The organism is Marisediminicola senii, assembly GCF_011057645.1.
GTDB lineage: Bacteria > Actinomycetota > Actinomycetes > Actinomycetales > Microbacteriaceae > Marisediminicola > Marisediminicola senii.
Genome location: NZ_JAALGE010000048.1, coordinates 1 through 23,273, shown reverse-complemented (window position 1 = coordinate 23,273; position 23,273 = coordinate 1). Strand labels below are relative to the sequence as shown.

The window sequence follows — 23,273 nt, the reverse complement described above, 5'->3', positions numbered from 1 at the left end:
CGCTGCACCGCCAGGCGCAGTGTTTCGCCGACCTCGGGCAGGTCGACCGCGGCCATGCGCATGCGCACGCTCGATCCCGCGGTGAGATCGCAGGTCAGCATTGCGTCGTGCCCGGCATACGAGATGCTCGCTACCCGCGCGTCGGCCCCGGCGGCAGCAGTCGCGAGGAGGTCGGGGCGCGGAACGATCCACTCCGGACGCAGCATGAGCCGCACGGCGTCGCCGTCGGCGGGCGCGAAGCCCATCGCGGTGGCCTCGACGTTGCCGAAGGTGCAGGTGACCCGGCCGTGCCGCCAGCGGCCGTCGACCTCGACGACGTCGCCCACGAAGCCGGCCGCCCAGTCTGTGGCGGGCTGCTGGTAGACCTCCGCGGGGGTTCCGAACTGCTCGAGCCGGCCATCCCGCAGTACCGCGACGCGGTCGGCGAGCGTGAGCGCCTCCTCCTGGTCGTGGGTGACGAGCACCGAGGTCGTGCCCTGCGAGCGGAGCAGCCCCGCGACCTCGCGGCGCAGCGCCGTGCGCAGTTGCGTATCGAGGGCGGCGAACGGCTCGTCGAGCAGCAGAACGTCGGGGCGCGCGGCGAGGGCCCGCGCCAGGGCGACGCGCTGTGCCTGCCCGCCGGAGAGCTGGTGGGGTGCACGGCCGGTGAGGGCACCAAGGCCGACGAGGCGGGCGAGCTCGTCGATGCGCGCCGCGCGGCCACGGCCACGCGGCAACGCGAAGCCGATGTTCTCCCCGACGCTGAGGTGCGGGAACAGCGATGGCTCCTGCGGCACCCAGCCGATGCTGCGCTTCTCCGGCGGCGTGGTGCGGGTGCCACTCGACAACTCGCGTCCGCCGACGGTTACCGTTCCCGATCGCAGTGGCAGCAGACCGGCGATGGCGAGCAGAAGCGACGTCTTGCCGCATCCCGACGGGCCGAGCACGGCGACGAGCTCGCCGCTGCGGATGGCCAACGAGACGTCGTCGACGGCGAGCGTCGACCCGTGGGTCACGCTCGCACCCTGCACGACGACGTCGCTCACAGCTCCTCCTTGGCGGTGGTGCGGATGCCCGACAGCACGGCTGCCGGAACGGCGGCCACCAGCACGAGCACCGCGGCATACGGTGCCGCCGCGCCGTACTCGAATGCCACCGTCCTGTTCCACAGCTCGGTGGCGAGCGTCTCGATTCCGGTGGGACGCAGCAGCAGCGTCGCGGGTAATTCTTTCATGGTGGCGATGGCCACCAGCAGTGCGCCGATACCGACGCTGGGTAGCGCGAGCGGAACCGTCACCCGCAGCCACGCCCGCAGCGGGCTGTCGCCTAGGGTGCGCGCGACCGAGACCAGCGAGGCTGGGACGTCGCCGAGCCCCGCCCTGACGTTGCCGATCGCCTTGGGCATGAACAGCACGACATAGGCGAAGACGAGCACCGCGGTGGTCTGGTAGAGCGCGGGAACGACGGCGAGCGAGAAGAACACCAGGGAGAGCCCGACCACGATGCCCGGAAGCGCGTGGCCGAGGTAGCCCACCGACTCGATGGTGCTCACGAGGCGGCCGCGGTAGCGGGCGGCCAGCACCGCGATGGGAAGGGCGAGCAGCACCGCGACCAGCGCGGCGGCGAGGGCGACGCCGATGGTGGCGCCGACGGCGGCGAGCAGCCGCGGGCCATCGATCGACCGCAGCGTCTCGGCCTGCAGCAGGCGTTGAAGCAACCCGAGCAGCGGAACCGCGACGCCGACCAGCGGGGCTACCGCGACGACGGGCAGCAGCGCGAGCAGAGCACCGCGCCCGACTTCGCGCGGCGCGACGGCGCGGGCCGGGCGGCGGGCGAGGCGCCCCCGTGCGGACCGCTCGCCGGTCACCACGATGAGGGCGAGCACGACGAGCAGCAGGGCGAGGATGGCGGCCTGCGCCCGATCGAAACTGGCCGAGTAGGCGGCATTGATGCCCCAGGTCAGGGTGGGAAACCGCATGAGCGACACGAGCCCGAAGTCGCTGAGCGAGTACAGCGCGACCAGCAGGGCGCCCGCGATCGCTGCCGGCCGCACCTGGGGCCAGGTCGCGACGAAGAACGCCGACAGTGGGGAGCGGCCGAGCGTGCGCGCGACGCCCTCGAGGTCGCCTGCTGCCCCACGCAGCGCGGCGGCCACCGGCAGGGTCACGTAGGGCACCGTCACGGCCGAGAGCAGCAGCCAGCTGGCCGCGAACCCGTTGATACCCGGCACCGAGACGATCCAGCCGTACCCCGCGATGAACGACGGAACGGCGAGCGGAAGCGACGAGGCGAGCAACCACAGCCGGGGGAACGGCACGCTCACCCTGGTGAGCACGACCGCGACGGTGGTGCCGAGCACCAGCGCAGTCGCGGTAGTGGCCGCGGCGAGTCCGAGCGAGTTGGCGGCGTACTCCAGCACCCGCCCGCGGCCGAGGGTCTCGATGACGCGTGGCGCTCCGGCCCCGGCCGCGCGCACCACGAGGTAGACGAAGGGGATACCCGCGCACGCGGCGGCGAGGGCGGCGGCCAGCAGCAGGGCTGTCGGGGCCCGGCGCGGGCGGCCGGGCCCCGACGGTGCCACGGTCAGATGAGCCCGACGCGGGCGAGCAGCTCCTGCGTCTCGCCCAGCGTGTCGAGGTCGCTGAGGTCGAGCTCGGGGTTGACGAGGTCGGCGAGCTCGGGGAGCCCCTCGGGCGCATCGATGCCGTCGACGAGCGGGTATTCGTAGGTCTCCTCGACGAAGTAGGTCTGGCCGGCCTCCGAGACGAGGTAATCGATGAAGTCGAGGGCGTCGGCGTTCTCTTCCGCACCGGAGAGCAGACCGGCGCCAGTCACGTTGACGATGGACCCCGGGTCGCCCGCCTCGAGGAACTTGAGCTGGGCGCGCATGTTCTCCGCGCCGACCTCTCCCGCCTGCTGGTACCAGTAGTAGTGGTTGAGCAGCCCGGCGTCGAGCACGCCGCTGTCGACCGCGCTGAGGATTGCGCCGTTGCCGTCGAAAATCTGCGGCTCGTTCGCGGCGAGGGCGGTGAGGTATTCCTCGGCGGCGGCGTCGCCCTCGAGCACGCGGTAGGCAGTGACCGCCGACTGGAAGCTGGCGTTGCTGGGCGCGATGCCGAGCAGGCCACGCCACTCATCACCGGTGTAGGCCTCGGCGGTGTCCGGCAGCTCGTCGGCGGTGTACTTCTCGCCGTCGAACACGACGACGCGCGCGCGGCCCGTGACGCCGACCCAGCTGCCGTCGGTCGAGGTGAACCCGGGCTCGACCGCTCCGGCGACGTCGTTGGGGAGGGTGCTGAAGAGGTCGGCGTTCGCGAGGGCACCGAGGGCTCCCGCATCCTGCGACAGGAACACGTCGGCGGGGGTGGCCTCGCCCTCCTCGAGCAGCAGCGCGCCCAGTTCGGCGGTGTTGCCGTAGCGGACCTCGACATCGATGCCGGTCTCGTCGGTGAACTGGTCGATGAGCGGCTGCACGAGCTCCTCTTCGCGACCCGAGTACAGGGTGAGAGAACCGGCGTCGGCGCCGGTCGGTTCCGCGGGGGCGGTGTCATCGGCGGCGCAGCCACCGAGCACGAGGGTCGCGGCGGCGCCGAGGGCGATCAGGGAGAACGGGCGGGAAATGCGCATGATGACGGGGCTCCAGCGGAGTCGAGAACGGAAAGGACGGCGGCACGTGCGCTGCGAGTAAGGATAGCCTTACCTGCGTTCCGCTACCAATTCCGCAGACGCAACACGGCGTTCTCACGGCATAGGAGCTACCGCCCGACGCGCGCGCGCAGGCGCTGCACGATGCCCCGCTCGTCGCCCGTCACCAGCTGGCCGTCGCGCACGACGACCCGCCCGCCGACCACGACGTGTCGCGGGCGCCGCCCGGGGGAGGCCCAGAGCAATCCGGCGATAGGGTCGGCCACACCGGCATCCGCGACGCCCGAGACGTCCCACACGCACAGGTCGGCGGCAGCGCCCGGGCGCAGGTGCCCGAGTTCCGGGCGGCCGAGGCCCGCCGCAGAGCCGGCGGTCGCCATGCCGAGCACGGTGCGGGCATTGATCGGCGGTCCGACCAGCGGAGCCACCTGCATGGCGAGCCGCGCGTCGGCGAGCAGGTGCGACGCGTCATTGCTTCCGCCGCCACTCGTGCCGAGCCCCACTGCGACTCCCGCGGCCATCAGCGCCGCGACGGGCGCGATGCCCCAGCCCATCGGCAGGTCGCAGCCTGGCGCGTGGGTGGCTGTGGCCCCGGAGGCCGCGATCCTGGCGATCTCGTCGGCGGTCACGTCGCACAGGTGCGCGAGGGTCACGTCGGGGGCGAGCCACCCCCATTCCTCGAGCAGCTCGAGGGGGCGGCGGCCATATCTCTCGAGGGCGATGGCCACGTCGACCTGCTCGTTGGACTGCGTGCGGCGACGGAGCCCGAAGCGCGCCGCTACCTCGCCGAGCAGCCGGAACGTCTCGGGGGAGTCGCTGTGCACGCCGGCCGGTCCGACCGCGAGCTGCAGCATCCCATCGTCTGCAATGCCACCGCGTCCCAAGCCGCCACCGGCCCCGCCCCGGACCCCGCCACCGGTGTCACCCGGGGTAGGCGACCCCGCACCGGGCAGCAGCGCGCCCGCGATCGCCTCTGCCGACAGCGCGGCGCGCTCCGGGTCATCGCGCGCGGTGCCGCGCACGAACACCAGCCTGGCGCCGAGTCCGCGGGCAGCGGTTGCCGTGGCGGTGGCCATCGCGACCGTGTCATCAGTCGACGCGTCGGCCGGCCAGGTGAGGTGGTGGTCGGCGACCGTGGTCACGCCGTTGAGCAGGCTCTCGGCGAGCCCGGCGCTCGCCGCGTCGAAGCACAGGCCGGCGTCGACGCCGACCGCGCCGTACGCCGCCGCCATGGTCGGCAGCCACTCGGCCATCGGCACGCCGCGGGTGCCCGGCAGGGTGCGGAATGCCGTCTGCAGCAGGTGGTGGTGCGCGTTGACGAGCCCCGGAGTGATGACGCAGCCCGTGGCATCCAGCACCTCGACCGAGTCGTCGGGGGAGTCGCCGGTGCCCGCGCCCCCGCCCTCGCCGGCGACCAGCCCGTCCCGCACGTGCAGGTCGCCCGCCGACCCGGTCGCCCCGGTGCCCGCAGTGTCGATGACGATGGCGTCGGCGCCCGTGATTCTCAGCATGCCCCTTCTCTAGCACCGGCGTGTGTCAGTCTTGTGACGGCTGCTGGTGACCGGGAGGAGCGCGCCGTGTTCGAGATCGCCGATCGCCTGCTCGCCGCGCTGGATTCCGGGCACCGCATCGCCGTTGCCACCGCCGTCACCATCACCGGAAGCGCCCCGCGCGCGGTCGGCACGTCGATGGCCGTGGTCGACGACGGCACCGTGATCGGCAGCATTTCCGGCGGCTGCATCGAAGGTGCGCTCTACGAAATCGGCACCCGCGTGCTCGAGACCGGCCGGCCCGAGTTCGAGGGCTTCGGGTTCGACGACGAGAGCGCATTCGCCGTCGGCCTCAGCTGTGGCGGCATGATCGAGGTCATCGTCTCGGTGCTGGCGATGGATGCCGCATCCGCCCCCACCATCGACCAGCTGCGCCGCGCCGCCGCGGGATCCGCCGCAGAACTCACCACGGTCATCGCGGGCGACCCCGCCCGCCTCGGCGAGAGCGTGCCGTCGCCACACGGCTGCGACGGGCTGCGCACCTTCACCGAACGGTTCGCGCCGGCGTCGCGGTTCATCGTCTTCGGGGCGGTCGAATTCGCCGTCGCGCTGTCGGATGCGGCGGCCGCGCTCGGCTACCGGGTGACGGTGTGCGACCCGCGGCCGGTGTTCGCGACGCCCGAGCGCTTTCCGCGCGCCGAGGAGGTCGTGGTGCAGTGGCCACCCCAGTACCTCGCGCAGACCGCCGTCGACGAGCGCACGGTGATCTGCATCCTCAGCCACGACGACAGGTTCGATGTCGACCTGATCGCGGGGGCGCTCGAGCTTCCGGTGGCGTACATCGGGGCGATGGGCTCGCGCCGCACGCACGCCAGCCGGGTCGAAGAGCTGGCGGCACGCGGCATCCACGACCTCGATCGACTGCACGCGCCGATCGGGCTCGACATCGGCGCGCGCACCCCGGAGGAGACCGCGATCTCGATCCTCGCCGAGGTCATCGCGAGCCGCACAGGAGCCGCGGCTGAGCCACTCACGTCGGTGTCGGGGCCGATCCACCGGGCGCAGTAGCCAGCCGCCTGCGGCGCCCCCGTGCGGCAGCTGCCCCCGGTGAACCGGCGTCTGCGTATTCGCTACCCCTGCAGCAGCCGCCACACCCGGTCGCGCGACATGGGCAGCTCCATCGGGCGCACCCCGAGCGCATCGCGCACCGCATTCGCGAGCGCCGGGGCGACCGGGTTGTACGGCGCCTCGCTCATCGACTTCGCGCCCAGCGGTCCGAGCGAGTCGACGGTGTCGGCGAAGTACACCTCGGTGTGCGGGATGTCGGCGAACTGCGGCACGTGGTAGTTGCGGATCTCGGGGTTCACCACCCGCCCGTCGCGCATGCGCATCTCCTCGTAGAGGGCCGTGCCGATCGCCTGCGCCGTGCCGCCCTCGACCTGCCCGCGCAGCTGCTCGGGATTGATCACGACGCCCGCGTCGGCGGCCTGGATCGACTGCAGGATGCGCACCTCGCCGGTCGCGGTGTCGACCGCGACCCTGAACGCGTGCACGTTGAATGCGACCGAGCGGGGCGACCCGTTGTCGCTGCCCTCTTCGGTCCAGCGGGCGGGGGCAGCCGGGGCAGCCGCTCCGTCACCGGCGCCGTCACCGTCACCGCCGCCGAAGGGCTCCGTCGCGAGCAGTTCGGCGAAGTCCAGCAGCCGTCCGTCGACGGTGATTCCGGATGCCCCGAGCTCGCCCGGCGCGCCCGCGAGCGTGACGGCGGCCCGCTGCATCCGTTCCCGGAGCTTTCCGGCGGCGACCAGGATCGCCTTGCCGGCCACGACCGTTCCCGCCGAGCCGAACGCCCCGGTGTCGTACCGCACGATGTCGGTGTCGGACTGCAGGATGTCGATACGGTCCACCGTCGTGGACATCGCGGATGCCACCAGTTGCCCGTGCGCGGTCGTCGTGCCGTTGCCGAACTCGGCCGTGCCCACGCCGATCGTGTATCGGCCGGATGCTGCGACCGAGAGGGTCACGTCGGCGAAGTGCCCGCGCGGCGGCAGGGTCGCGATCATCGCCACCGCCATGCCCGTGCCCACCCGCCAGCTGCCGCCGGTCGGAACCGGAACCGGGGACTCGGCACCCGCACCAGCCGCACCCGCACCCCGCGCCAGCGCCGCCTCGGCGAGGTCGAGGCACTGGTCGAGTCCGTAGCTTCCGAACAGCAGGTCGTCGTGGTCCTCCTGCTTCGTCACCACCATCGCGTCACCCGGAACGATCACGTTGCGCCGGCGGAACTCGAACTGGTCGATGCCCAGTTCTCGAGCCAATTCGTCCATCGCCGACTCGACCGCGTAGATGATCTGCCCGAGGCCGTAGCCGCGGAACGCCCCGGACGGCGGATTGTTCGTGTACACCGACCGGGTGTTCACGCGCTTGTTGGCGCAGCGGTAGATGCTCAGCGACTCGTTGCACGAGTGGTACATGACGCCCGGACCGTGGTTGCCGTACGCGCCCGTGTCGGCGAGCATGTCGACGTCGATGGCGGTGAGGATGCCGTCCGCGTTCGCCGCCAGCGCGACATCCACCCTCATCGGGTGCCGCATCGGCGCGATCTGGAACTCGTCGGTGCGGGTGAACTCGTACTGCACCGGCTGCCCGAGCTTCAGCACGGCGAGGGTCACGAGGTCCTCGGTGAGCAGCTCCTGCTTGCCGCCGAAGCCGCCACCGACCCGCGCGGTGAGCACCCGCACGCGGTCCTTGTCGAGCGAGAAGATGTGGCACAGCTCGTCGCGCACGAGGTACGGCACCTGCGAGCTGGTGCGCAGCACGAGGCGGCCGTCGTCGTCGAGCCAGCCGCGGGTGCCGTGCGTCTCGAGGGCGACGTGCGTGACCCGCTGCGTGCGCCAGGTGCCGCGCACCGTCGCCCCGTCGGCGGGCTGCCCGTCGCGGGCGGTCGCGCGTTCGATGGCCGCGGTCACGTCGCCGAGCTCGCCATGCACCTCCGCCACGAGATTTCTCGCCGGGTCGGCGAGGCGTGACTCGGGGCCCTTGTCGCCGTGCAGAACTGGCGTGCCCCCGGTACTCGCGAGCTCAGGGTCGAAGTTCGCCGGCAGAACCTCGTACTCCACCCGGATCAGCCGGCACGCCTCCTCGGCGATCGCCACCGACTCCGCGACGACGGCCGCGACCCGCTGCCCGTAGAACCGCACCGTGGTGTCGAGCACGCGGGTGTCGTCGGGGTCGTCGGTGCGCGCCTGGTGCCGGCCGGTCGAGAACAGCACGTCGGGGGAGTCGCGGTGCGTGAGTACCAGCTTCACGCCGGGCAGGGTGGATGCGGCATCCGCATCGATCGACAGGATGCGCGCGTGTGCGTAGGGGCTGCCGAGCACGCTGAGGTGCAGCAACCCGGGGGTTGCGAGGTCGAGCGTGTACGGCTCGGTGCCGCGCACGATGCGCGCGCCGGCCGGGGCCGGGGCCGAGCTGCCCACCGATTCACCGGCCGCGGCGCGTTCGATGTTGGCCCGCCCGCACAGCGCGTCGCCGATCGCGCGGTAGCCGGTGCACCGGCACAGGTTGCCCTTCATCAGGCGCGACAGGTCGGAGCCTGCCCGCTGCTCGGGGGTGAGGGTCGAGGCGGTCACGACCATGCCGGGCGTGCAGAAGCCGCATTGGAAGGCCGCGGCATCCACGAAGTCCTGCTGGATCGGATGCAGCGCGCCGCCGTCACCGAGGCCATCCGCCGTCGTGACCGAGCGGCCCTCGATGCGTGACGCCGGATAGATGCAGGAGTGCACGGGCACCCCGTCGACGATGACCGAGCACGCGCCGCAGTCGCCTGCGTCGCAACCCTTCTTGACCTCGGTGTGCGCGTGGTCGCGCAGCAGGGTGCGCAGGCACTGACCGGGGGCGGGGGCCGCGTCGACCGGTTCGCCGTTGATCTCGAATCTCATGCTGTCTCGAATCTCATTCCGTCTCGACTCCCGTGCCGTCGTCGGCCGGTGCGGCCAGCTCGTCTCGCAGCTGCCCGGCGAAGAGGATGCTCATCGCGCGGCGCCAGTCGGGGGCGCCGTGCGCGTCGTCGTACCAGCAGTCGATCGCGCCGATGCCGTCGGCGAGGTCGTCCGCGGTGGGGATGGCGTCGAAGCGCAGCTGCACTGGGCGCTCGGTTCCGGCCGACACTGTGGCGACGAACTCGCCGCCCTCGTCGACGCGGGCGATGACGATGGTTCCGGAGCGGCCGAGCGGCGACAGGGCGATCTTGCGCATGCCGACCCTGGCGCGCAGGCTCGACGCCGGTATCTCGACCGATCGCAGCAGCTCACCGTGCTCGAGGGCCGTGGACTGGTCTCCGACCACGAGCTCGAGCACCGGCATCCGTCGCTCACCGCCATCGGGAGTCCAGATCAGGGCATCGGCGTCGAGGGCCGAGGTGAGCGAGGTCATCGGGCCGGCCGGGAGGGCGAGGCAGATGTTGCCGCCGACGGTTGCGGTGTTCCACACCTTGAACGACCCGAGCAGTGCGCTGCAGCATTGCGCGAGAAGCGGGTGCGCAGTCCAGTCGGCGCGCGCCTCGAGGGCGGCGAGCTCGGTGAAGGTGCAGGTGGCGGCGATCGAGAGACCGCAGCCTGCGGTGACCGTGATGGGCTGCCAGCCGAGGGTGGTGAGGTCGACCAGGCCGTCGAGCTCGAGCTGCGGCTCGGAGAACAGCCACGACCCGCCGCCCAGGAATGCCTCGCGTTCGCCGAGTCGGAGGTCTGCACGCGAGCGGGGCTGCCGTACCGCGGTGACGGTGGTCAGGTCCATGGGTCTCCCTTCACCACATCGCTCGCCAGTCAATAGCAGGCGTGTGACGCTCATGTTAACGGGGGAGGGGTGGGCAGGGCTGGGAGCATCGCGACCCCCGGGCCGGGAGCATCGCGACCCCCGGGCTGGGGGTCGTCACACGCCGATCGGCGACGCTTTTCCGGAGCCGTTCCAGACCCCCTGAGTACACTGGCGCCATGGAGATCCTCATCGTCGTCGGCGTCATCGTCCTTCTTGTCGTGATCGTCGGCATATACCTCTGGACCACCTACAACTCCCTCGTGACCCTGAATGTGCGGGTCGACGAGGCGTGGAGCGACATCACGGTGCAGCTCAAGCGGCGGGCAGACCTGCTCCCCAACCTGATCGAGGCCGTCAAGGGATACGCCGCCCACGAACGCGTCGTCTTCGAGTCGGTCACGAAGGCCAGGGCCGAGACGCTCGGCGCGCAGAGCCCCGCAGACGCCTCGGTCGCCGAGAACCACATGCAGAGCGCGCTCAAGAGCATCTTCGCCGTCGCAGAGGCCTACCCGCAGTTGCAGGCCAGCCAGAACTACCTGCAGCTGCAGGGGGAACTGGTCGACACCGAAGACAAGATCCAGGCCTCGCGCCGGTTCTACAACGGCGGCGTGCGCGAGCTGAACACCAAGATCAAGCAGTTCCCCAACACCCTGTTCGTGCGTGGCCTCGGATTCACCGAGCGAGAGTTCTTCGAGGTCGCGGACTCCGCGGCGATCGCCGAGCCGCCGCGCGTGCAGTTCTAGCAGCCGCCGATGTATCGGGCGATAGCCGCGAACAAACGCAACACCGTTCTCATCATCATCGGGTTCGTTCTCATCATCGGCGTGCTCGGCCTGGTGGCGAACTTCGTCTGGGGTGGCGGCGGGTACGGCATCTTCATCGGAACCTTCGTCGGCGCGATCATCTATGCGGCGATCCAGTACTTCGCCGCGGGCAGCCAGGCGGTCGCGCTGAGCGGTGCCGTGCAGATCCAGAAGTCCGACAACCCGCGGCTCTACCGCATCGTCGAGAACCTGTCGATCACCACCGGTACGCCGATGCCCAAGGTGTACATCGTCAATGACCCGGCACCCAACGCGTTCGCCACCGGGCGTGACCCCGAGCACGCCGTCGTGGCGGCCACCACGGGCCTGCTCGAGATCATGGACGACTCCGAGCTCGAGGGCGTGATGGCCCACGAGATGGGCCACGTGCAGAACTACGACATCAGGGTCACCACCATCGTGTTCGGCCTGGTCGTCGCCGTCGGCCTGATCTCCGACATCTTCCTGCGCTTGACGCTGTTCGGCGGCAACCGCAACAACAACAGCGGCGGCAACCCGATCATGCTCATCCTCGGCATCGTGTCGATCGTGATCGCCCCCATCGTCGCCACGGTGATCCAGGCGGCAATCTCCCGCCAGCGTGAGTACCTCGCCGACGCCACCGGTGCACTCACCACGCGGCATCCCGATGCCCTGGCCAGTGCGCTGGAGAAGCTCGAGGCCTACGGCCGGCCGATGCGCAAGCAGAACTCGACCATGGCGCACATGTGGATCTCCGACCCCACCAAGCCCGGGATCATGGACCGCATGTTCAGCACCCACCCGCCGATCGCCGACCGGGCACGTCGCCTGCGCGAGAGCGGCCGCACCTTCTAGCCACGCGCGGCACGCCCCGCGTCAGGTGACGATCGGCAGGTCCTTGTAGCGCGTGGGCGGGTACTTCACGAGCGCCACCGCCTCGTCGCGGGTGATATTCGTCGGGTGGTTGAGGCGCGCGAACCGGCCATTCGGATCGCCGGGGCCGACGGGGAGTTCGATGGTGGTGCGACCCAGGGCCTCGGCGAGGATGCGGGAGGAATACGCATCCAGCCGGCCGGTGCGAGGGTCGCCCAGGGTCACCTGCGCACGCACGGTGCCCGTGCGGCCCGCGCCTGCCGAGAGGCGCAGCTGGTAGGCGAGCCCCTTCTTCGACGGCCGCGCCTTGACCTGCGCCCGGTTGATTTCCGCGAGCGGGATCACCGTCTCGTTCGACCGCAGCGCCGACGTGTCGAGGTTCACCTCGAGCAGCGGCCAGCGCGCGTTCGTCACGAACATCGTCGCCACCGGCACCGCCGCCACGAGGGCCACGACCGCGGCGATGCTGTTCAGCGACGAGAGGTCGAAGAAATTGCGAAAGACCGAAATGAACCCGGCTGCCTGCGCGAGCGAGAGCAGCACGGTGAAGCGGGTCACCCCCACCCAGACGCGATGCCACAGGTGCTCCTCGAAGGTGAACCAGCCGTGCGGGAGTTCGCGTTCGTCGTCGGTCACCACTCGACCCTATCCAGAACCGGGCACGGAACGCCCCGTGCGGTGAGTGTCGCTCAGCTGCCCGGAGTCAATCAGCTGCCCGGTGTCAATCAGCTGCCCAGGTCGACCGCGTGCGGCCGCGATGGCAGGATGAATCGGTGCCGTCGACATCGAACCGCCCCCGCCCCGCGTTTCGGAGTGCCCGGGTAGTACGGGTGCTGCGATGGGCTGGATGCGTCACCGCCCTCATCGCGGCGGTGATCGTGACCGCGGTCTACCCGTCTCTGCCCGCCGAGTTACCCGCCCACGTCGACGCCGCGGGTGACACCACCAGCGAGGGACCGCGCTGGATGATCTGGATCCTCCTTGCCGTCTGGCTCGGCCTGCAGGTATTCCTCGTGGCGCTGTCGCTGCGGCCCCAGGCGCACAACTACCCGTCGCCGGTCACCGAGGCCAATGCGCAGTCGCTCTACGCCCGGGGGAACAGCTGGTCGTCGCGATGGGTGTCGCCGTCGCGATCCTGTTCGTGGGCATGGTGCTGCTCGTGCTCGGCGTCGCGGCGATACCGGTCGTGGTAGCCGGGTTCCTGATCCTGTTCTCGGTACTCATCGCCGGTGTCGCGCGGCTCGCGAGCATCCGCTGACCGCGCCGACCGCGCCGACCGAGCCGACCGCGCCGACCATGCGGCCCGCCGGTCAGGTGACGATGGGCAGGTCCTGGTAGGTCGACGGGGGATCGACGGTCAACGACACCGCCTGGTCGCGGGTGATGTGGGTCGGAAAGTTCGCACGCGCGAACCTGCCCTTCGGATCCTCCGGGGCCACCGGCAGCTCGATGGTGGTGCGGCGCAGAGCCTCAGCCAGGATGTGGGCGGCGTCGCGGTCGAGCCCGACTCCGTGCCGGTCGCGCAGGGTGACCTGCGCCCGCACCGTGCCCGCCGCTCCGGAACCCGCCCGTCCGGAACCCGCCCGTCCCGAACCCGCCCGTCCGGAACCCGCACCCGAGCCCGCGACCGCGGACAGGCGCAGCTGGTAGGTGAACTGGGTTCGCGACGGCTGTGCCTTCACGACCGCGCGGTTGACCCGCGCGAGCGGGATCACGGTGTCGTTCGCGCGCAGCTCCGACGTGTCGAGGTTGACCTCGAGCATCGGCCACCGGGCGTTGACGACGAACATCGTGAGCACCGGAACCGCGATGATGAGCCCCACGATCACCCCGATGCCGGTGATGAGCGGAACCCCGACCGCCCGCATGAAGTACGCGGCGAACAGCAGGCCCTGCAGCAGGTACAGGCCGGCGACGAGCCGCCCCAGTCCCACCCAGACCCGGTGCCACAGGTGCTCTTCGAAGGTGAACCACCCGTGCGGGGCGTCGGCCCCGTCGGCCGCCCCGTCAATGGATTGCCCGTCGGTCACGGCGTCACGCCCGCCAGCACACGCGCGAGGCCGCGGGAGAGCGACCCGCGCCCGACCACCTCGACCCGGTCGAGCCCCTGCCAGCGGGCGGCGTCGAGCAGCAGGGCTGCGACGCGCTCCGCGGTGTCGGCGGGTGCGGCATCCTCGGACCACGCCGACTGCACGAGCAGCACGCGCGCCTGCCGGTCGTTCTTGAGGTCGACGCGACCCACCACGGTGTCACCGAGCAGCACGGGCAGCGAGTAGTAGCCGAAGATGCGCTTATGCGCCGGGGTGTAGATCTCGATGCGGTAATGGAAGTCGAACATGCGCTCCGCACGCTCGCGCCGCCAGACGATGGGGTCGAACGGCGAGAGCAGCGCGGCAGCGTCCATGCGGCGGGGAATGCGCGCGTCGCGGTGCAGGTATGCCGTGCCCTTCCAGCCCGGCACCGTGACGGGGAGCAGCTCGCCGCTGTCGACCAGGTCGTGCACCGCGACCGCCGCCGGGCCCTGCTTGAGCCGGTAGTAGTCGGCGAGGTCGCTCAGGGTGCCCACCCCGTGGGCGCGGGCCGACAGGCTCATCAGCTGGCGCACCGCGTCGGCCTGGTCGATCCTCGACTCGACGACGTGCGCGGGCAGGATGGTGTCGACGAGCCCGTAGTTGCGCTCGAACCGGGTGCGCCCGGCACTCGTGACCTCCCCGAACCTGAACAGCCATTCGAGCCCCTCCTTGACGCCCGACCAGCCCCACCACGGGCCCGACCGCCGGTTCGAGTCGTGCTCCACGGCGCTCGCGGGCATCGGCCCCTTCTCGGCGAGCTCGGCACGCAGCCAGTCGAGCATCGGCTGGTTCGCCATCACCCAGCCGCCCTCGATCGCCGAGTACTTCGCGCGCATCGCGTCCATGCGCCAGCGGAACAGCGGCCAGTGCTCCACGGGAATCACCGCCGCCTCGTGCGCCCAGTACTCCACGTACCTACCGCGCGCGGCGAAGGTGAGGGCGTCGAGCGCACCCTTGTCGTAGGGGCCGAGCCGTGCGAACGGCGGAAGGTAGTGGCTGCGCTCGAACACGTTGACCGAGTCGAGCTGCAGGAGCCCGAGCCGGTCGATGACGCCGTTCAGTTGTCGGGTGCCTGGCTGTGCCGGCTGCGGGCGCCCGAACCCCTGCGCGGCGAGGGCGACGCGGCGCGCCTGGGCGGGGGAGAGCGATTCGACCACGATCCGACAGTACCGATCCCTGCCGACACGGCCGAGCCGCGCCCCTGTCGGCACCCACCCCGTGCCCCGGCCTGCAGCCGGTCAACACCTGTCACCTGCCGGTAACGCCGTGTTCGGCCGCCGTTCACCGGGGAGCACCCACCCGCTACCCGGGCGTTACTACAGTGCGGATGACCGCCACGGTGACCCCCGGCCCGCTCCACAGCGCGGGCAGCCGAGCGGGCCCCTGGAGGACTGCAATGCAGAGAAGAACCACGCGCACCCGCACCGCCGCGACCGGCATCGCCGCGTTCGCCATCGTCGCCATGACCCTCGCCGGCTGTGCAGGGTCCGACACCGACGCCGCCACCGACAGCGACAGTGGCGTGGATGCGGCGACCGCGACCAGCGCGGAGGACTTCGGTGGCCTCGACGCCCTGGTCGAGGCTGCAGAAGCGGAGGGCGAGCTCAACGTGATCGCGCTCCCTGAGAACTGGGCCAACTACGGACAGATCATCGAGGCGTTCCAGGCCGAGTACGACATCACCGTCAACTCGGCCGACCCCGACGTCTCGAGTGCCGAGGAAATCACCGCGGCCGACAACCTGCGCGGGCAGGACACCGCTCCCGACGTCTTCGACCTCGGCACCGCGGTCGCCCTCGACAGCCTCGACTACTTCGCCCCCTACCAGGTGGAGAACTGGGACGAGATTCCCGACGAGAACAAGGAGTCGACCGGACTCTGGGTGAACGACTACACCGGCAGCATGTCGATCGGGTACAACTCGAACGAGGTCGACGAGCCGGAGAGCCTCGACGACCTGCTCGCCGAGGAGTACCGCGGCAAGGTCGCCATCAACGGTGACCCGACCCAGGCGGGCGCCGCGTTCGCCGCGGTCGGCCTCGCCGCCGCGCAGGAGAACGACGGGTCGCTCGACGACTTCCAGCCCGGCATCGACTACTTCGCCGAGCTGAACGCCGCAGGCAACTTCCTGCCGCTCGACCCGACCGAGGCCACCATCGCATCCGGTGAGACCCCGGTGGTCTTCGACTGGAGCTACAACAACCTCGCGGTCGCCTCGACCGTCGACGGCTGGGAGGTCACCACGCTGCCCGGTGTCGCCTACACGAGCTACTACAACCAGGCCATCAACGCCGACGCCCCGCACCCGGCGGCCGCGCGCCTGTGGCAGGAGTTCATCTTCAGCCCCACCGCGCAGAACCTGTACCTCGCGGCCGGTGCCTACCCGGTCACCCTCACCGCCCTCGTCGACGCCGGAACCGTCGACCAGGAGGCCCTCGACGCGGTCGGCGAACTGCCAGACGAACTCGTGACGCCCACCACCGAGCAGAGCGAGGCGGCGGCCACCCTGCTCGCCTCCAACTGGGCGACGGCCGTTGGCTAGCCGCACCGCGCCGGAACACACGACACCGTGACCGTCGCACCATCCCCGGCGGCGCCCACCCGGCGCCGCCGGGGGTGGGTGAGGTACCTCGGACTCACCCCCTTCGCGTTCTACGTGCTGCTGTTCCTCGCGGTGCCCACCGCCATCGCCCTCGGCACCGGGTTCCTCGATGCCGAGGGGAGCTTCACGCTCGACAACCTCAGCGCCTTGCTCGACCCGGTGATCCTCGGCGCGTTCGCCAGCTCCTTCTGGGTCTCCGCGCTCACCGCGGTGGTCGGAGCCGTCGTCGGTGCCCTGGTCTGCTACGCACTGCTGGGCACACGGGCCGACGGCGCCGTGCGCTCCACGGTCGACTCCGCGAGCAGCGTGCTCGCCCAGTTCGGCGGCGTCATGCTCGCGTTCGCGTTCATCGCCACCATCGGCATCCAGGGACTCGTCACCGTGGTGCTGCGCGAGCAGTTCGGCATCGACATCTACGCCGACGGCGTCTGGCTGTACCAGGTGCCGGGGCTGGTCCTGCCGTACATCTACTTTCAGGTACCGCTGATGATCATCACGTTCATGCCGGCACTGCAGGGCCTCAAGCCACAGTGGGCCGAAGCATCCGCCACCCTCGGGGGCAGCAGGGTCACCTACTGGCTGCGCATCGCGGGCCCCGTGCTCGCACCGTCGTTCCTCGGCAGCCTGCTGCTGCTATTCGCCAACGCGTTCTCGTCGTACGCCACCGCGGCGGCGCTGATCAGCCAGGGTGCCCAAATCGTTCCGCTGCAGATCCGCGGCGCCCTGATCAGCGAGACGGTACTCGGCCGGGCCAACGTCGCCGGCGCCCTCGCGCTCGGCATGATCATCGTGATGGTGGTCGTGATGACCGCCTACTCGGTGCTGCAGTCCCGCACGACGAGGTGGCAGCAATGACGACCTCGCCGGTGTCCCCGCCCCGGTCCGCACCGCTGGCCCCCACGCCACCCGCGGCGAAACCCGCGCCCGCGACCGCGCGGGTCAACGACACGGCGGTCAGCATCGGCGCGGAACCCAGCGGCCGTGCCCGGTGGATCATCCTCGGCGCGGTCGGTCTGCTGTTCGTGGTCCCCATCCTGTCGATGGTCGAGTTCACCTTTCGCGACGGGCTCGCTGGCGCGTACACGCTCGACCACTGGACCGTGCTGTTCGACCCCGAGGAGAACTCTCGCTACCGCCAGCTGTTCGCCGCGATCGGCAACTCGCTCACCCTCGCCGTGGTGACCGTCGCGATCGTGCTGCTGGTGCTGCTGCCCACCATGATCCTGGTGCACCTGCAGTTTCCGAGGCTCCGGCGGGTGCTCGAGTTCATCTGCATCATCCCCATCACGGTGCCCGCGATCGTGCTCGTGGTCGGACTCGCCCCCGTCTACGGCGTCGTCACGCGCCTGCTCGGCGGATCGGTGTGGACCCTCGCCTTCGCCTACGGCATCACCGTGCTGCCGTACGCCTATCGCGCCATCCAGGCCAATATCGACGCGGTCGACATGGTGACGCTCTCCGAGGCGGCACGGTCGCTCGGCGCGGGCTGGGGGAGCGTACTCGCCCGCGTGCTGCTGCCGAACCTGCGCCGCGGCATCCTCGCAGGCTCCCTCATCTCGGTGGCCGTGGTGCTCGGCGAGTACACCATCGCATCGCTGCTCAACCGCCAGAACCTGCAGACCGCCCTCGTGCAGGTGTCCAAATCTGATCCGTACGTGGCCGTCATCTTCGCGCTCCTCGCGCTGCTGCTGGTCTTCGTGCTGCTCCTACTGATCGGCCGCGTGGGCTCCACCCGGCCAGGCAGGACGTCCCCATGACCGAGACCCCCACCCGAACCACGGACGCGTCGACCGCAGGCTCCGCCGGGACCGCAGGGACCCCTGCCACCGGCGCTACCGTCGCGCTCGTCGACGTGACCAAGCAGTACGCCGGACACCGCGCCCTCGACGGCATCAGCCTCGATATCCGCCCCGGCGAGTTCATCGCCCTGCTCGGTCCGTCGGGGTGCGGCAAGACGACCGCCCTGCGCGCGCTGTCGGGGCTCGAGCGGATCGACAGCGGCAGCATCCACATCGACGGCGTCGACGTCGCCGACGTGCCCGTCAACCGCCGCGACATCGGCATGGTGTTCCAGTCGTACTCGCTGTTCCCGCACCTGACTGCGCTGCAGAACATCGAATTCGGGCTCCGCATGCGCAAGGTGCCGGCGGGCGAACGCCGCCGCCGCGCCGCCGAGACCCTCGACCTGGTCGGCCTCGGCCACTTCGGCGCCCGCTACGCCCACCAGCTCTCCGGTGGCCAGCAGCAGCGCGTCGCCCTGGCGCGCGCGCTCGTCACCCGCCCGCGGGTGCTGCTGCTCGACGAACCACTGTCGGCACTCGACGCCAAGGTACGCGTGCAGCTGCGCGACGAGATCCGCCGCATCCAGACCGACCTCGGCATCACCACGGTGTTCGTGACCCACGACCAGGAGGAGGCGCTCGCCGTCGCCGACCGGGTCGCCGTCATGCGGGAGGGCACGATCGAGCAGATCGGCACCCCGGAGCAGCTCTACGCCACCCCGTCGACGGCGTTCGTCGCCGACTTCGTGGGGCTCAGCAACCGGGTTCCCGGCGTACTGGCCGGGGAGCGCGTGACCGTGCTCGGGACCGCGCTCGAGCTGCTCGGCGACCCGCAGCCCGACGGCGCGGTATTCGCCCTCGTGCGCCCGGAAGACATCCGCCTCACCGACTCCGGCATCCCCGCGACCGTCGTCGCGTCGAGCTTCCTCGGCTCGCTGCGCCGCACCCAGGTGCGCACCGACGACGACGTGCTGCTGTCGGTGCAGCACGAGGTCGGCACGCATCCGCAGCAGGGAGAGCGGGTGTTCATCACCCTCACCGGGCGCCCCGTCGCCGCGACCCCGCGAGCATAGACTGACCCGATGAAGTTCGGCAGTCGTCGGCGCGCGCACGAGACCATGGTCGATGTCCCGCGGGCGTCGGCCCCTCCGGTCGGCCATGCGCCCCCGAACGCCACGGCGATCACGCCAGTGCAGTCGGGCATGGATGCTGCGGCGCGACGCGACCCGCTGGCGTCGGCCATGCCGCCCGGCATGGTTCTCGCCGGAGCGTGGTCGTGGCGCATCCTGGTCATCGCGGGCGTCGCCGCGCTGCTCATCTTCCTCGTCGTGCAGCTGCGCCTGATCGTCATCCCGCTCATGCTCGCCGTGCTGCTCGCGGCCCTGCTCATCCCGTTCGTGCAGTTCCTGCAGCGGCACCGCTGGCCGAAATGGCTGGCCGTGACCGTCGCCGAGGTCGGCATCCTCGCCATCATCTCGGGACTCGTCGTGCTCGTCGTCACCCAGATCATGAACGGGTTCCCGAGCCTGCGCACGCAGTCGATCGAGGCGTACACCCAGTTCACGGAGTACCTGCAGCAATCGCCGCTCGCCCTGTCGCAGGCGCAGATCAGCGCGTTCGTGCAGGACGGGCTCTCCGCGCTGCAGTCCGAGGGGCAGGCGGTCGTCAGCGGTGCGCTGTCGATCGGCACCACCGCGGGCCACGTGCTCGTCGGTCTGCTGCTCGTGCTGTTCGCCACCCTCATCCTGCTGATCGACGGCCGGGGCATCTGGCAGTGGGTCGTCCGCCTGTTCCCGCGGGCAGCGCGCCCCGCCGTGAGCGGCTCCGGCGCGGTGGGCTGGACCACCCTCACCACTTTCGTGCGCGTGCAGATCTTCGTGGCCGCGGTAGACGCCATCGGCATCGGCATCGTGGCGCTCGCCCTGCAGCTTCCGCTGGCCATCCCCATCGCGGTGGCGGTGTTTCTCGGCAGCTTCGTGCCGGTCGTCGGGGCCGTGCTCACCGGCACCATCGCGGTGTTCGTCGCCCTCATCTACCAGGGTCCGGTCAGCGCGCTCATCATGCTCATCGGCGTGCTCATCGTGCAGCAGGTCGAGGGCCACGTGCTGCAGCCCCTCGTGATGGGCGTCGCCGTCAAGATCCACCCGCTGGCCGTCGTGCTCGCCGTCGGGGCAGGCGGATTCCTCGCCGGAATACCGGGCGCACTCTTCGCCGTTCCCATCGTCGCGACCGTCAACGCGATGGTCGCCTATGTAGTCAGTGGACAATGGCGTAGTGGCGCATACCCCGAACCGAAAGACATCGTGAGCAATGCCTGATGCAGCAGTAACCTCCACCACCCTCGCGGGACCCACCCTCGACGAGTTCGAGGCGGCAAGAACGCTGGTGTCGCGCGTGGCCGAGATCACGCCGATGGAGAGCTCGCGGTACCTCGCCGAGCTGCTCGGATCGCCCGTCTACCTCAAGTGCGAGAACCTGCAGCGCACCGGCTCGTACAAGATCCGCGGGGCATACAACCGCCTCGCCCAGCTGAGCCCCGAGGAACGCGCGCGCGGCGTCGTCGCCGCCAGCGCCGGCAACCACGCGCAGGGCGTCGCGTTCGCCGCCCGCGAGCTCGGCATCAAGGCGACCATCTTCATGCCCGTCGGTGTCGCGCTGCCGAAGCTGCAGGCCACCCGCAGCTATGGGGCAGAGGTCATCCTGCGCGGCCACACCGTCGCCGAGCCGCTGATCGCCGCCGCCGAGTTCGCCGAGGCGTACGGCGCCGTACTCATCCCGCCGTTCGACCACCCCGACGTGGTCGCCGGGCAGGGCACCCTCGCCCTCGAGATGCTCGACCAGGTTCCCGACATCGACACCGTCATCGTGCCGATCGGTGGGGGAGGGCTCATCTCGGGCGTGGCGAGCGCCATGAAGCAGCGCGCGGCCCGCGACGGCCGCACGGTGCGCATCATCGGCGTGCAGGCGGCCAACGCCGCCGCCTACCCGCCCTCGCTCGAGAGCGGCGTGCCCACCGAGATCACCATCCTCCCCACGATCGCCGACGGCATCGCGGTCAGCAAGCCGGGGCAGCTCAACTTCGAGATCATCAAGGAGACCGTCGACCAGGTGGTCACCGTCACCGATGACGACACCGCCCGGGCGCTCCTCGTGTTGCTCGAGCGGGCGAAGCTCGTCGTCGAACCGGCGGGGGCGGTCGCCGTCGCGGCGATCCTCGCCGGCCAGCTGGGTGACCTCGGCACCACCGTGGTCATCCTCAGCGGCGGCAACATCGACCCGCTCATCATGGAGCGGGTCATTTCCCGTGGACTCGCGGCCTCCGAGCGCTACCTCAAGCTCAAGCTGATGCTCCCCGACCGCCCCGGCCAGCTGGCCCGCGTCGCCGAGCTGATTTCCGACGCGAACGCGAACGTGGTCGAGGTGCTGCACACCCGCCACGGGCGCAACGCCCAGATCAGCGAGGTCGAACTCGAGCTCAGCATCGAGACGCGCGGGCCGGAGCACGTGCGCCGCGTGCTCGAGCGCCTGCGCGAGGCCGGCTACGACCCGCGCGTCGACTACTGACGAGCGTCAGCTCTCGTATGCCTCGACCTTGCTGATCGCCACGGTGATGTCGCGACCGTTCGGTGCGGTGTAGGTGACGGTGTCGCCGACCCGGTGGCCGAGGATCGCGGCACCGAGGGGGCTGCCCTCCGAGTACACGTCGAGGTCGGTGTCGGCGTCGACGATCTCGCGGCTGCCGAGCAGGAAGACGCTCTCGTCGCCCTGGATGGTCGCGGTCACGACGGTGCCGGACGCGACGATGCCGTCGCTGGCCGGGGCGTCGCCCACCTTGGCGTGGCGGAGCAGCTCGGTGAGCACGCGGATACGCGCCTCGATCTTGCCCTGCTCCTCTTTCGCGGCGTGGTAGCCGCCGTTCTCCTTGAGGTCGCCCTCTTCGCGGGCCGCCTCGATCTTCTTCGCGATCTCGGTACGCCCCGTCACTGACAGCTCTTCCAGCTCAGCGCTGCGGCGGTCGAATGCTTCCTGGGTGAGCCAGGTCTCGTTGGTTCCAGTCGACATGATGTCTCCTTCGGGGGTCGAGGGGCGACGTTGTCCGCACCCACCGTGGTTGGCCCCGTCCGTCGCGGCACCAAAGAAAAGAGACCGGCCGAGTGGACCGGTCTGCTACAGAAGACCCAACTTTACGTCAGCCAGCATCGATAGATCAACCCGGTCACGGCCTGCTCCGTGGTGTTCACTACTTCCGTATAGGTGCGGCTGCGCACGTCGGAGGCAGTGATCGGCACGAGCTTCCAACCCACGACGCCGTGGGCGTCGTTCTGCGCCTGGATGGCGCACTCCGCGGTGTCGCCGGGCTCGAGCGTCACCTGCCACGAGACGCTCACGGCGTTCTCGTCGATGATCTCGAACCCGGTGTCGAGCGTGCTGACGGCCGACCCGGTGCCGTCGAGGCCACCCCAGATCACCCAGGCGCCCAGCACGACGACGAATCCCGCGGCGGCCGCCCACGCGCCGCGCCGGTTCCACTTGCGTCGCTCCGGGGTGCGCCCGTAGCGGGCATCCAGTGCGGAATCGCCGGCACCCGCGTTCTGCGGTGCCATGCTCTCGGCCTGGTCGACGGGGGTCACGGGGTCCTTCCGCGGGCTGTGGGGGCGTACAAAGGTGGAGGCGATTAGTCTGTTCCCTAGGTTATCCCTAGGAGATTTGTGTCACGGCGCCTGCTTGCAATCCATGCCCATCCCGACGACGAGTCGAGCAAGGGGGCTGCGACGTACGCGTATTACCGCAGCCTCGGTGTCGACGTTACGGTCGTCAGTTGCACGGGAGGTGAGCGTGGCGACATCCAGAATGAGGCGCTCTCCGCGTCGGCGATGGCCGACCGCGACATGGGCGGCCTCCGGCGCTACGAGATGGCCGAGGCCCGTGACGTGATGGGCGTGCAGCACCACTGGCTGGGCTACCTCGACTCGGGGCTCCCCGAGGAGGGCGAGGCGGTTCCCGCGAACTCGTTCGCCGTGATCCCGCTGGAGTACTCCGCGGCACCGCTCGTGCGCATCATCCGTGAATTTCGTCCGCAGGTCGTGCACACCTACGACGAGACCGGCGGGTACCCGCACCCCGACCACATCCGCACCCACGCGATCGCGATGTACGCCATCGAGGCGGCGGCCGACGCCGCACGGTACCCCGAGGCCGGCCCCGCCTGGACGGTCTCCAAGGTCTACTAC

Annotated in this window: 22 protein-coding genes and 1 pseudogene; 12 read left to right on the top strand and 11 right to left on the bottom strand. The window is 70.5% G+C overall.

Going from position 1 to position 23,273, the window contains the following annotated elements:
* The 4 genes from G5S38_RS12930 to G5S38_RS12915 all read right to left on the bottom strand — a co-directional run.
* Positions 1 to 1,025: ABC transporter ATP-binding protein (locus tag G5S38_RS12930; RefSeq protein ID WP_165069373.1), on the bottom strand; the 1,025-nt coding region annotated here is incomplete at its 3' end.
* Entirely contained in the window at positions 1,022 to 2,560 is a 1,539-nt protein-coding gene (locus tag G5S38_RS12925) for an ABC transporter permease (protein ID WP_201276682.1), read from the bottom strand. The genes G5S38_RS12925 and G5S38_RS12930, both read right to left, overlap by 4 nt.
* Before the next feature lie 2 nt (positions 2,561 to 2,562).
* Complete coding sequence (locus G5S38_RS12920) at positions 2,563 to 3,606, bottom strand: extracellular solute-binding protein (protein ID WP_165069371.1); 1,044 nt, start codon at positions 3,604 to 3,606, stop codon at positions 2,563 to 2,565.
* Positions 3,607 to 3,734: 128 nt separating this feature from the next.
* The gene (locus G5S38_RS12915; RefSeq protein ID WP_165069368.1) at positions 3,735 to 5,135 is read right to left on the bottom strand and encodes an amidohydrolase family protein; all 1,401 of its coding nucleotides are present in this window, start codon (positions 5,133 to 5,135) and stop codon (positions 3,735 to 3,737) included.
* A gap of 66 nt (positions 5,136 to 5,201) precedes the next feature.
* On the opposite strand from G5S38_RS12915, the gene G5S38_RS12910 reads away from it, so the two are divergent.
* A complete protein-coding gene (locus tag G5S38_RS12910) occupies positions 5,202 to 6,182 on the top strand; it encodes an XdhC family protein (protein WP_165069366.1) in 981 nt (326 codons plus the stop codon).
* Positions 6,183 to 6,244: 62 nt separating this feature from the next.
* On the opposite strand, the gene G5S38_RS12905 is transcribed toward G5S38_RS12910, so the two are convergent.
* Together G5S38_RS12905 and G5S38_RS12900 are read right to left on the bottom strand one after the other, a co-directional pair.
* Positions 6,245 to 9,055, bottom strand: a complete 2,811-nt coding sequence (locus G5S38_RS12905) for a molybdopterin-dependent oxidoreductase (RefSeq protein ID WP_165069364.1) — start codon at positions 9,053 to 9,055, stop codon at positions 6,245 to 6,247.
* Between the two features lie 13 nt (positions 9,056 to 9,068).
* Positions 9,069 to 9,908, bottom strand: coding sequence for an FAD binding domain-containing protein (locus G5S38_RS12900; protein ID WP_165069361.1), 840 nt, complete (start codon positions 9,906 to 9,908; stop codon positions 9,069 to 9,071).
* A gap of 197 nt (positions 9,909 to 10,105) precedes the next feature.
* On the opposite strand from G5S38_RS12900, the gene G5S38_RS12895 reads away from it, so the two are divergent.
* Both G5S38_RS12895 and G5S38_RS12890 read left to right on the top strand, forming a co-directional pair.
* A complete protein-coding gene (locus tag G5S38_RS12895) occupies positions 10,106 to 10,672 on the top strand; it encodes a LemA family protein (protein WP_165069359.1) in 567 nt (188 codons plus the stop codon).
* 9 nt (positions 10,673 to 10,681) lie between these two features.
* On the top strand, positions 10,682 to 11,569 hold the full coding sequence (locus G5S38_RS12890; RefSeq protein WP_165069357.1) for a M48 family metalloprotease: 888 nt from the start codon (positions 10,682 to 10,684) through the stop codon (positions 11,567 to 11,569).
* 21 nt (positions 11,570 to 11,590) lie between these two features.
* On the opposite strand, the gene G5S38_RS12885 is transcribed toward G5S38_RS12890, so the two are convergent.
* The gene (locus tag G5S38_RS12885) at positions 11,591 to 12,223 is read right to left on the bottom strand and encodes a hypothetical protein (RefSeq protein ID WP_165069355.1); all 633 of its coding nucleotides are present in this window, start codon (positions 12,221 to 12,223) and stop codon (positions 11,591 to 11,593) included.
* 110 nt (positions 12,224 to 12,333) lie between these two features.
* Here G5S38_RS12885 and G5S38_RS15965 point away from each other — a divergent pair.
* Together G5S38_RS15965 and G5S38_RS15705 are read left to right on the top strand one after the other, a co-directional pair.
* Positions 12,334 to 12,561 (top strand): annotated as a pseudogene (locus tag G5S38_RS15965) (DUF1648 domain-containing protein); the annotation flags it as partial.
* Positions 12,562 to 12,701: 140 nt separating this feature from the next.
* Positions 12,702 to 12,845, top strand: coding sequence for a hypothetical protein (locus tag G5S38_RS15705; RefSeq protein WP_235929067.1), 144 nt, complete (start codon positions 12,702 to 12,704; stop codon positions 12,843 to 12,845).
* Between the two features lie 52 nt (positions 12,846 to 12,897).
* On the opposite strand, the gene G5S38_RS12875 is transcribed toward G5S38_RS15705, so the two are convergent.
* Together G5S38_RS12875 and G5S38_RS12870 are read right to left on the bottom strand one after the other, a co-directional pair.
* The gene (locus G5S38_RS12875; protein ID WP_165069332.1) at positions 12,898 to 13,617 is read right to left on the bottom strand and encodes a hypothetical protein; all 720 of its coding nucleotides are present in this window, start codon (positions 13,615 to 13,617) and stop codon (positions 12,898 to 12,900) included.
* Complete coding sequence (locus G5S38_RS12870; RefSeq protein WP_165069351.1) at positions 13,614 to 14,816, bottom strand: winged helix-turn-helix domain-containing protein; 1,203 nt, start codon at positions 14,814 to 14,816, stop codon at positions 13,614 to 13,616. Before G5S38_RS12870 ends, G5S38_RS12875 begins: the two co-directional genes overlap by 4 nt.
* 239 nt (positions 14,817 to 15,055) lie before the next feature.
* On the opposite strand from G5S38_RS12870, the gene G5S38_RS12865 reads away from it, so the two are divergent.
* The 6 genes from G5S38_RS12865 to ilvA are packed head-to-tail and all read left to right on the top strand — an operon-like array spanning position 15,056 to position 21,606.
* Entirely contained in the window at positions 15,056 to 16,201 is a 1,146-nt protein-coding gene (locus G5S38_RS12865; RefSeq protein WP_165069349.1) for an ABC transporter substrate-binding protein, read from the top strand.
* Positions 16,202 to 16,228: 27 nt separating this feature from the next.
* A complete protein-coding gene (locus tag G5S38_RS12860; protein ID WP_165069346.1) occupies positions 16,229 to 17,116 on the top strand; it encodes an ABC transporter permease in 888 nt (295 codons plus the stop codon).
* A complete protein-coding gene (locus G5S38_RS12855; protein WP_165069344.1) occupies positions 17,113 to 18,018 on the top strand; it encodes an ABC transporter permease in 906 nt (301 codons plus the stop codon). Before G5S38_RS12860 ends, G5S38_RS12855 begins: the two co-directional genes overlap by 4 nt.
* On the top strand, positions 18,015 to 19,115 hold the full coding sequence (locus G5S38_RS12850; RefSeq protein WP_165069342.1) for an ABC transporter ATP-binding protein: 1,101 nt from the start codon (positions 18,015 to 18,017) through the stop codon (positions 19,113 to 19,115). The genes G5S38_RS12855 and G5S38_RS12850 overlap by 4 nt, the downstream gene beginning before the upstream one ends.
* A 9-nt stretch (positions 19,116 to 19,124) precedes the next feature.
* Entirely contained in the window at positions 19,125 to 20,360 is a 1,236-nt protein-coding gene (locus G5S38_RS12845; RefSeq protein ID WP_235929066.1) for an AI-2E family transporter, read from the top strand.
* Entirely contained in the window at positions 20,353 to 21,606 is a 1,254-nt protein-coding gene (gene ilvA / locus G5S38_RS12840) for a threonine ammonia-lyase (RefSeq protein WP_165069339.1), read from the top strand. The genes G5S38_RS12845 and ilvA overlap by 8 nt, the downstream gene beginning before the upstream one ends.
* A gap of 6 nt (positions 21,607 to 21,612) precedes the next feature.
* On the opposite strand, the gene greA is transcribed toward ilvA, so the two are convergent.
* Together greA and G5S38_RS12830 are read right to left on the bottom strand one after the other, a co-directional pair.
* Positions 21,613 to 22,104 (bottom strand): transcription elongation factor GreA, encoded by a 492-nt coding sequence (gene greA / locus G5S38_RS12835; RefSeq protein WP_165069337.1) that lies wholly within the window; start codon positions 22,102 to 22,104, stop codon positions 21,613 to 21,615.
* 122 nt (positions 22,105 to 22,226) lie between these two features.
* Positions 22,227 to 22,673, bottom strand: coding sequence for a DUF4307 domain-containing protein (locus G5S38_RS12830; RefSeq protein ID WP_165069334.1), 447 nt, complete (start codon positions 22,671 to 22,673; stop codon positions 22,227 to 22,229).
* Between the two features lie 78 nt (positions 22,674 to 22,751).
* On the opposite strand from G5S38_RS12830, the gene G5S38_RS12825 reads away from it, so the two are divergent.
* Positions 22,752 to 23,273: PIG-L family deacetylase (locus G5S38_RS12825; RefSeq protein ID WP_201276681.1), on the top strand; the 522-nt coding region annotated here is incomplete at its 3' end.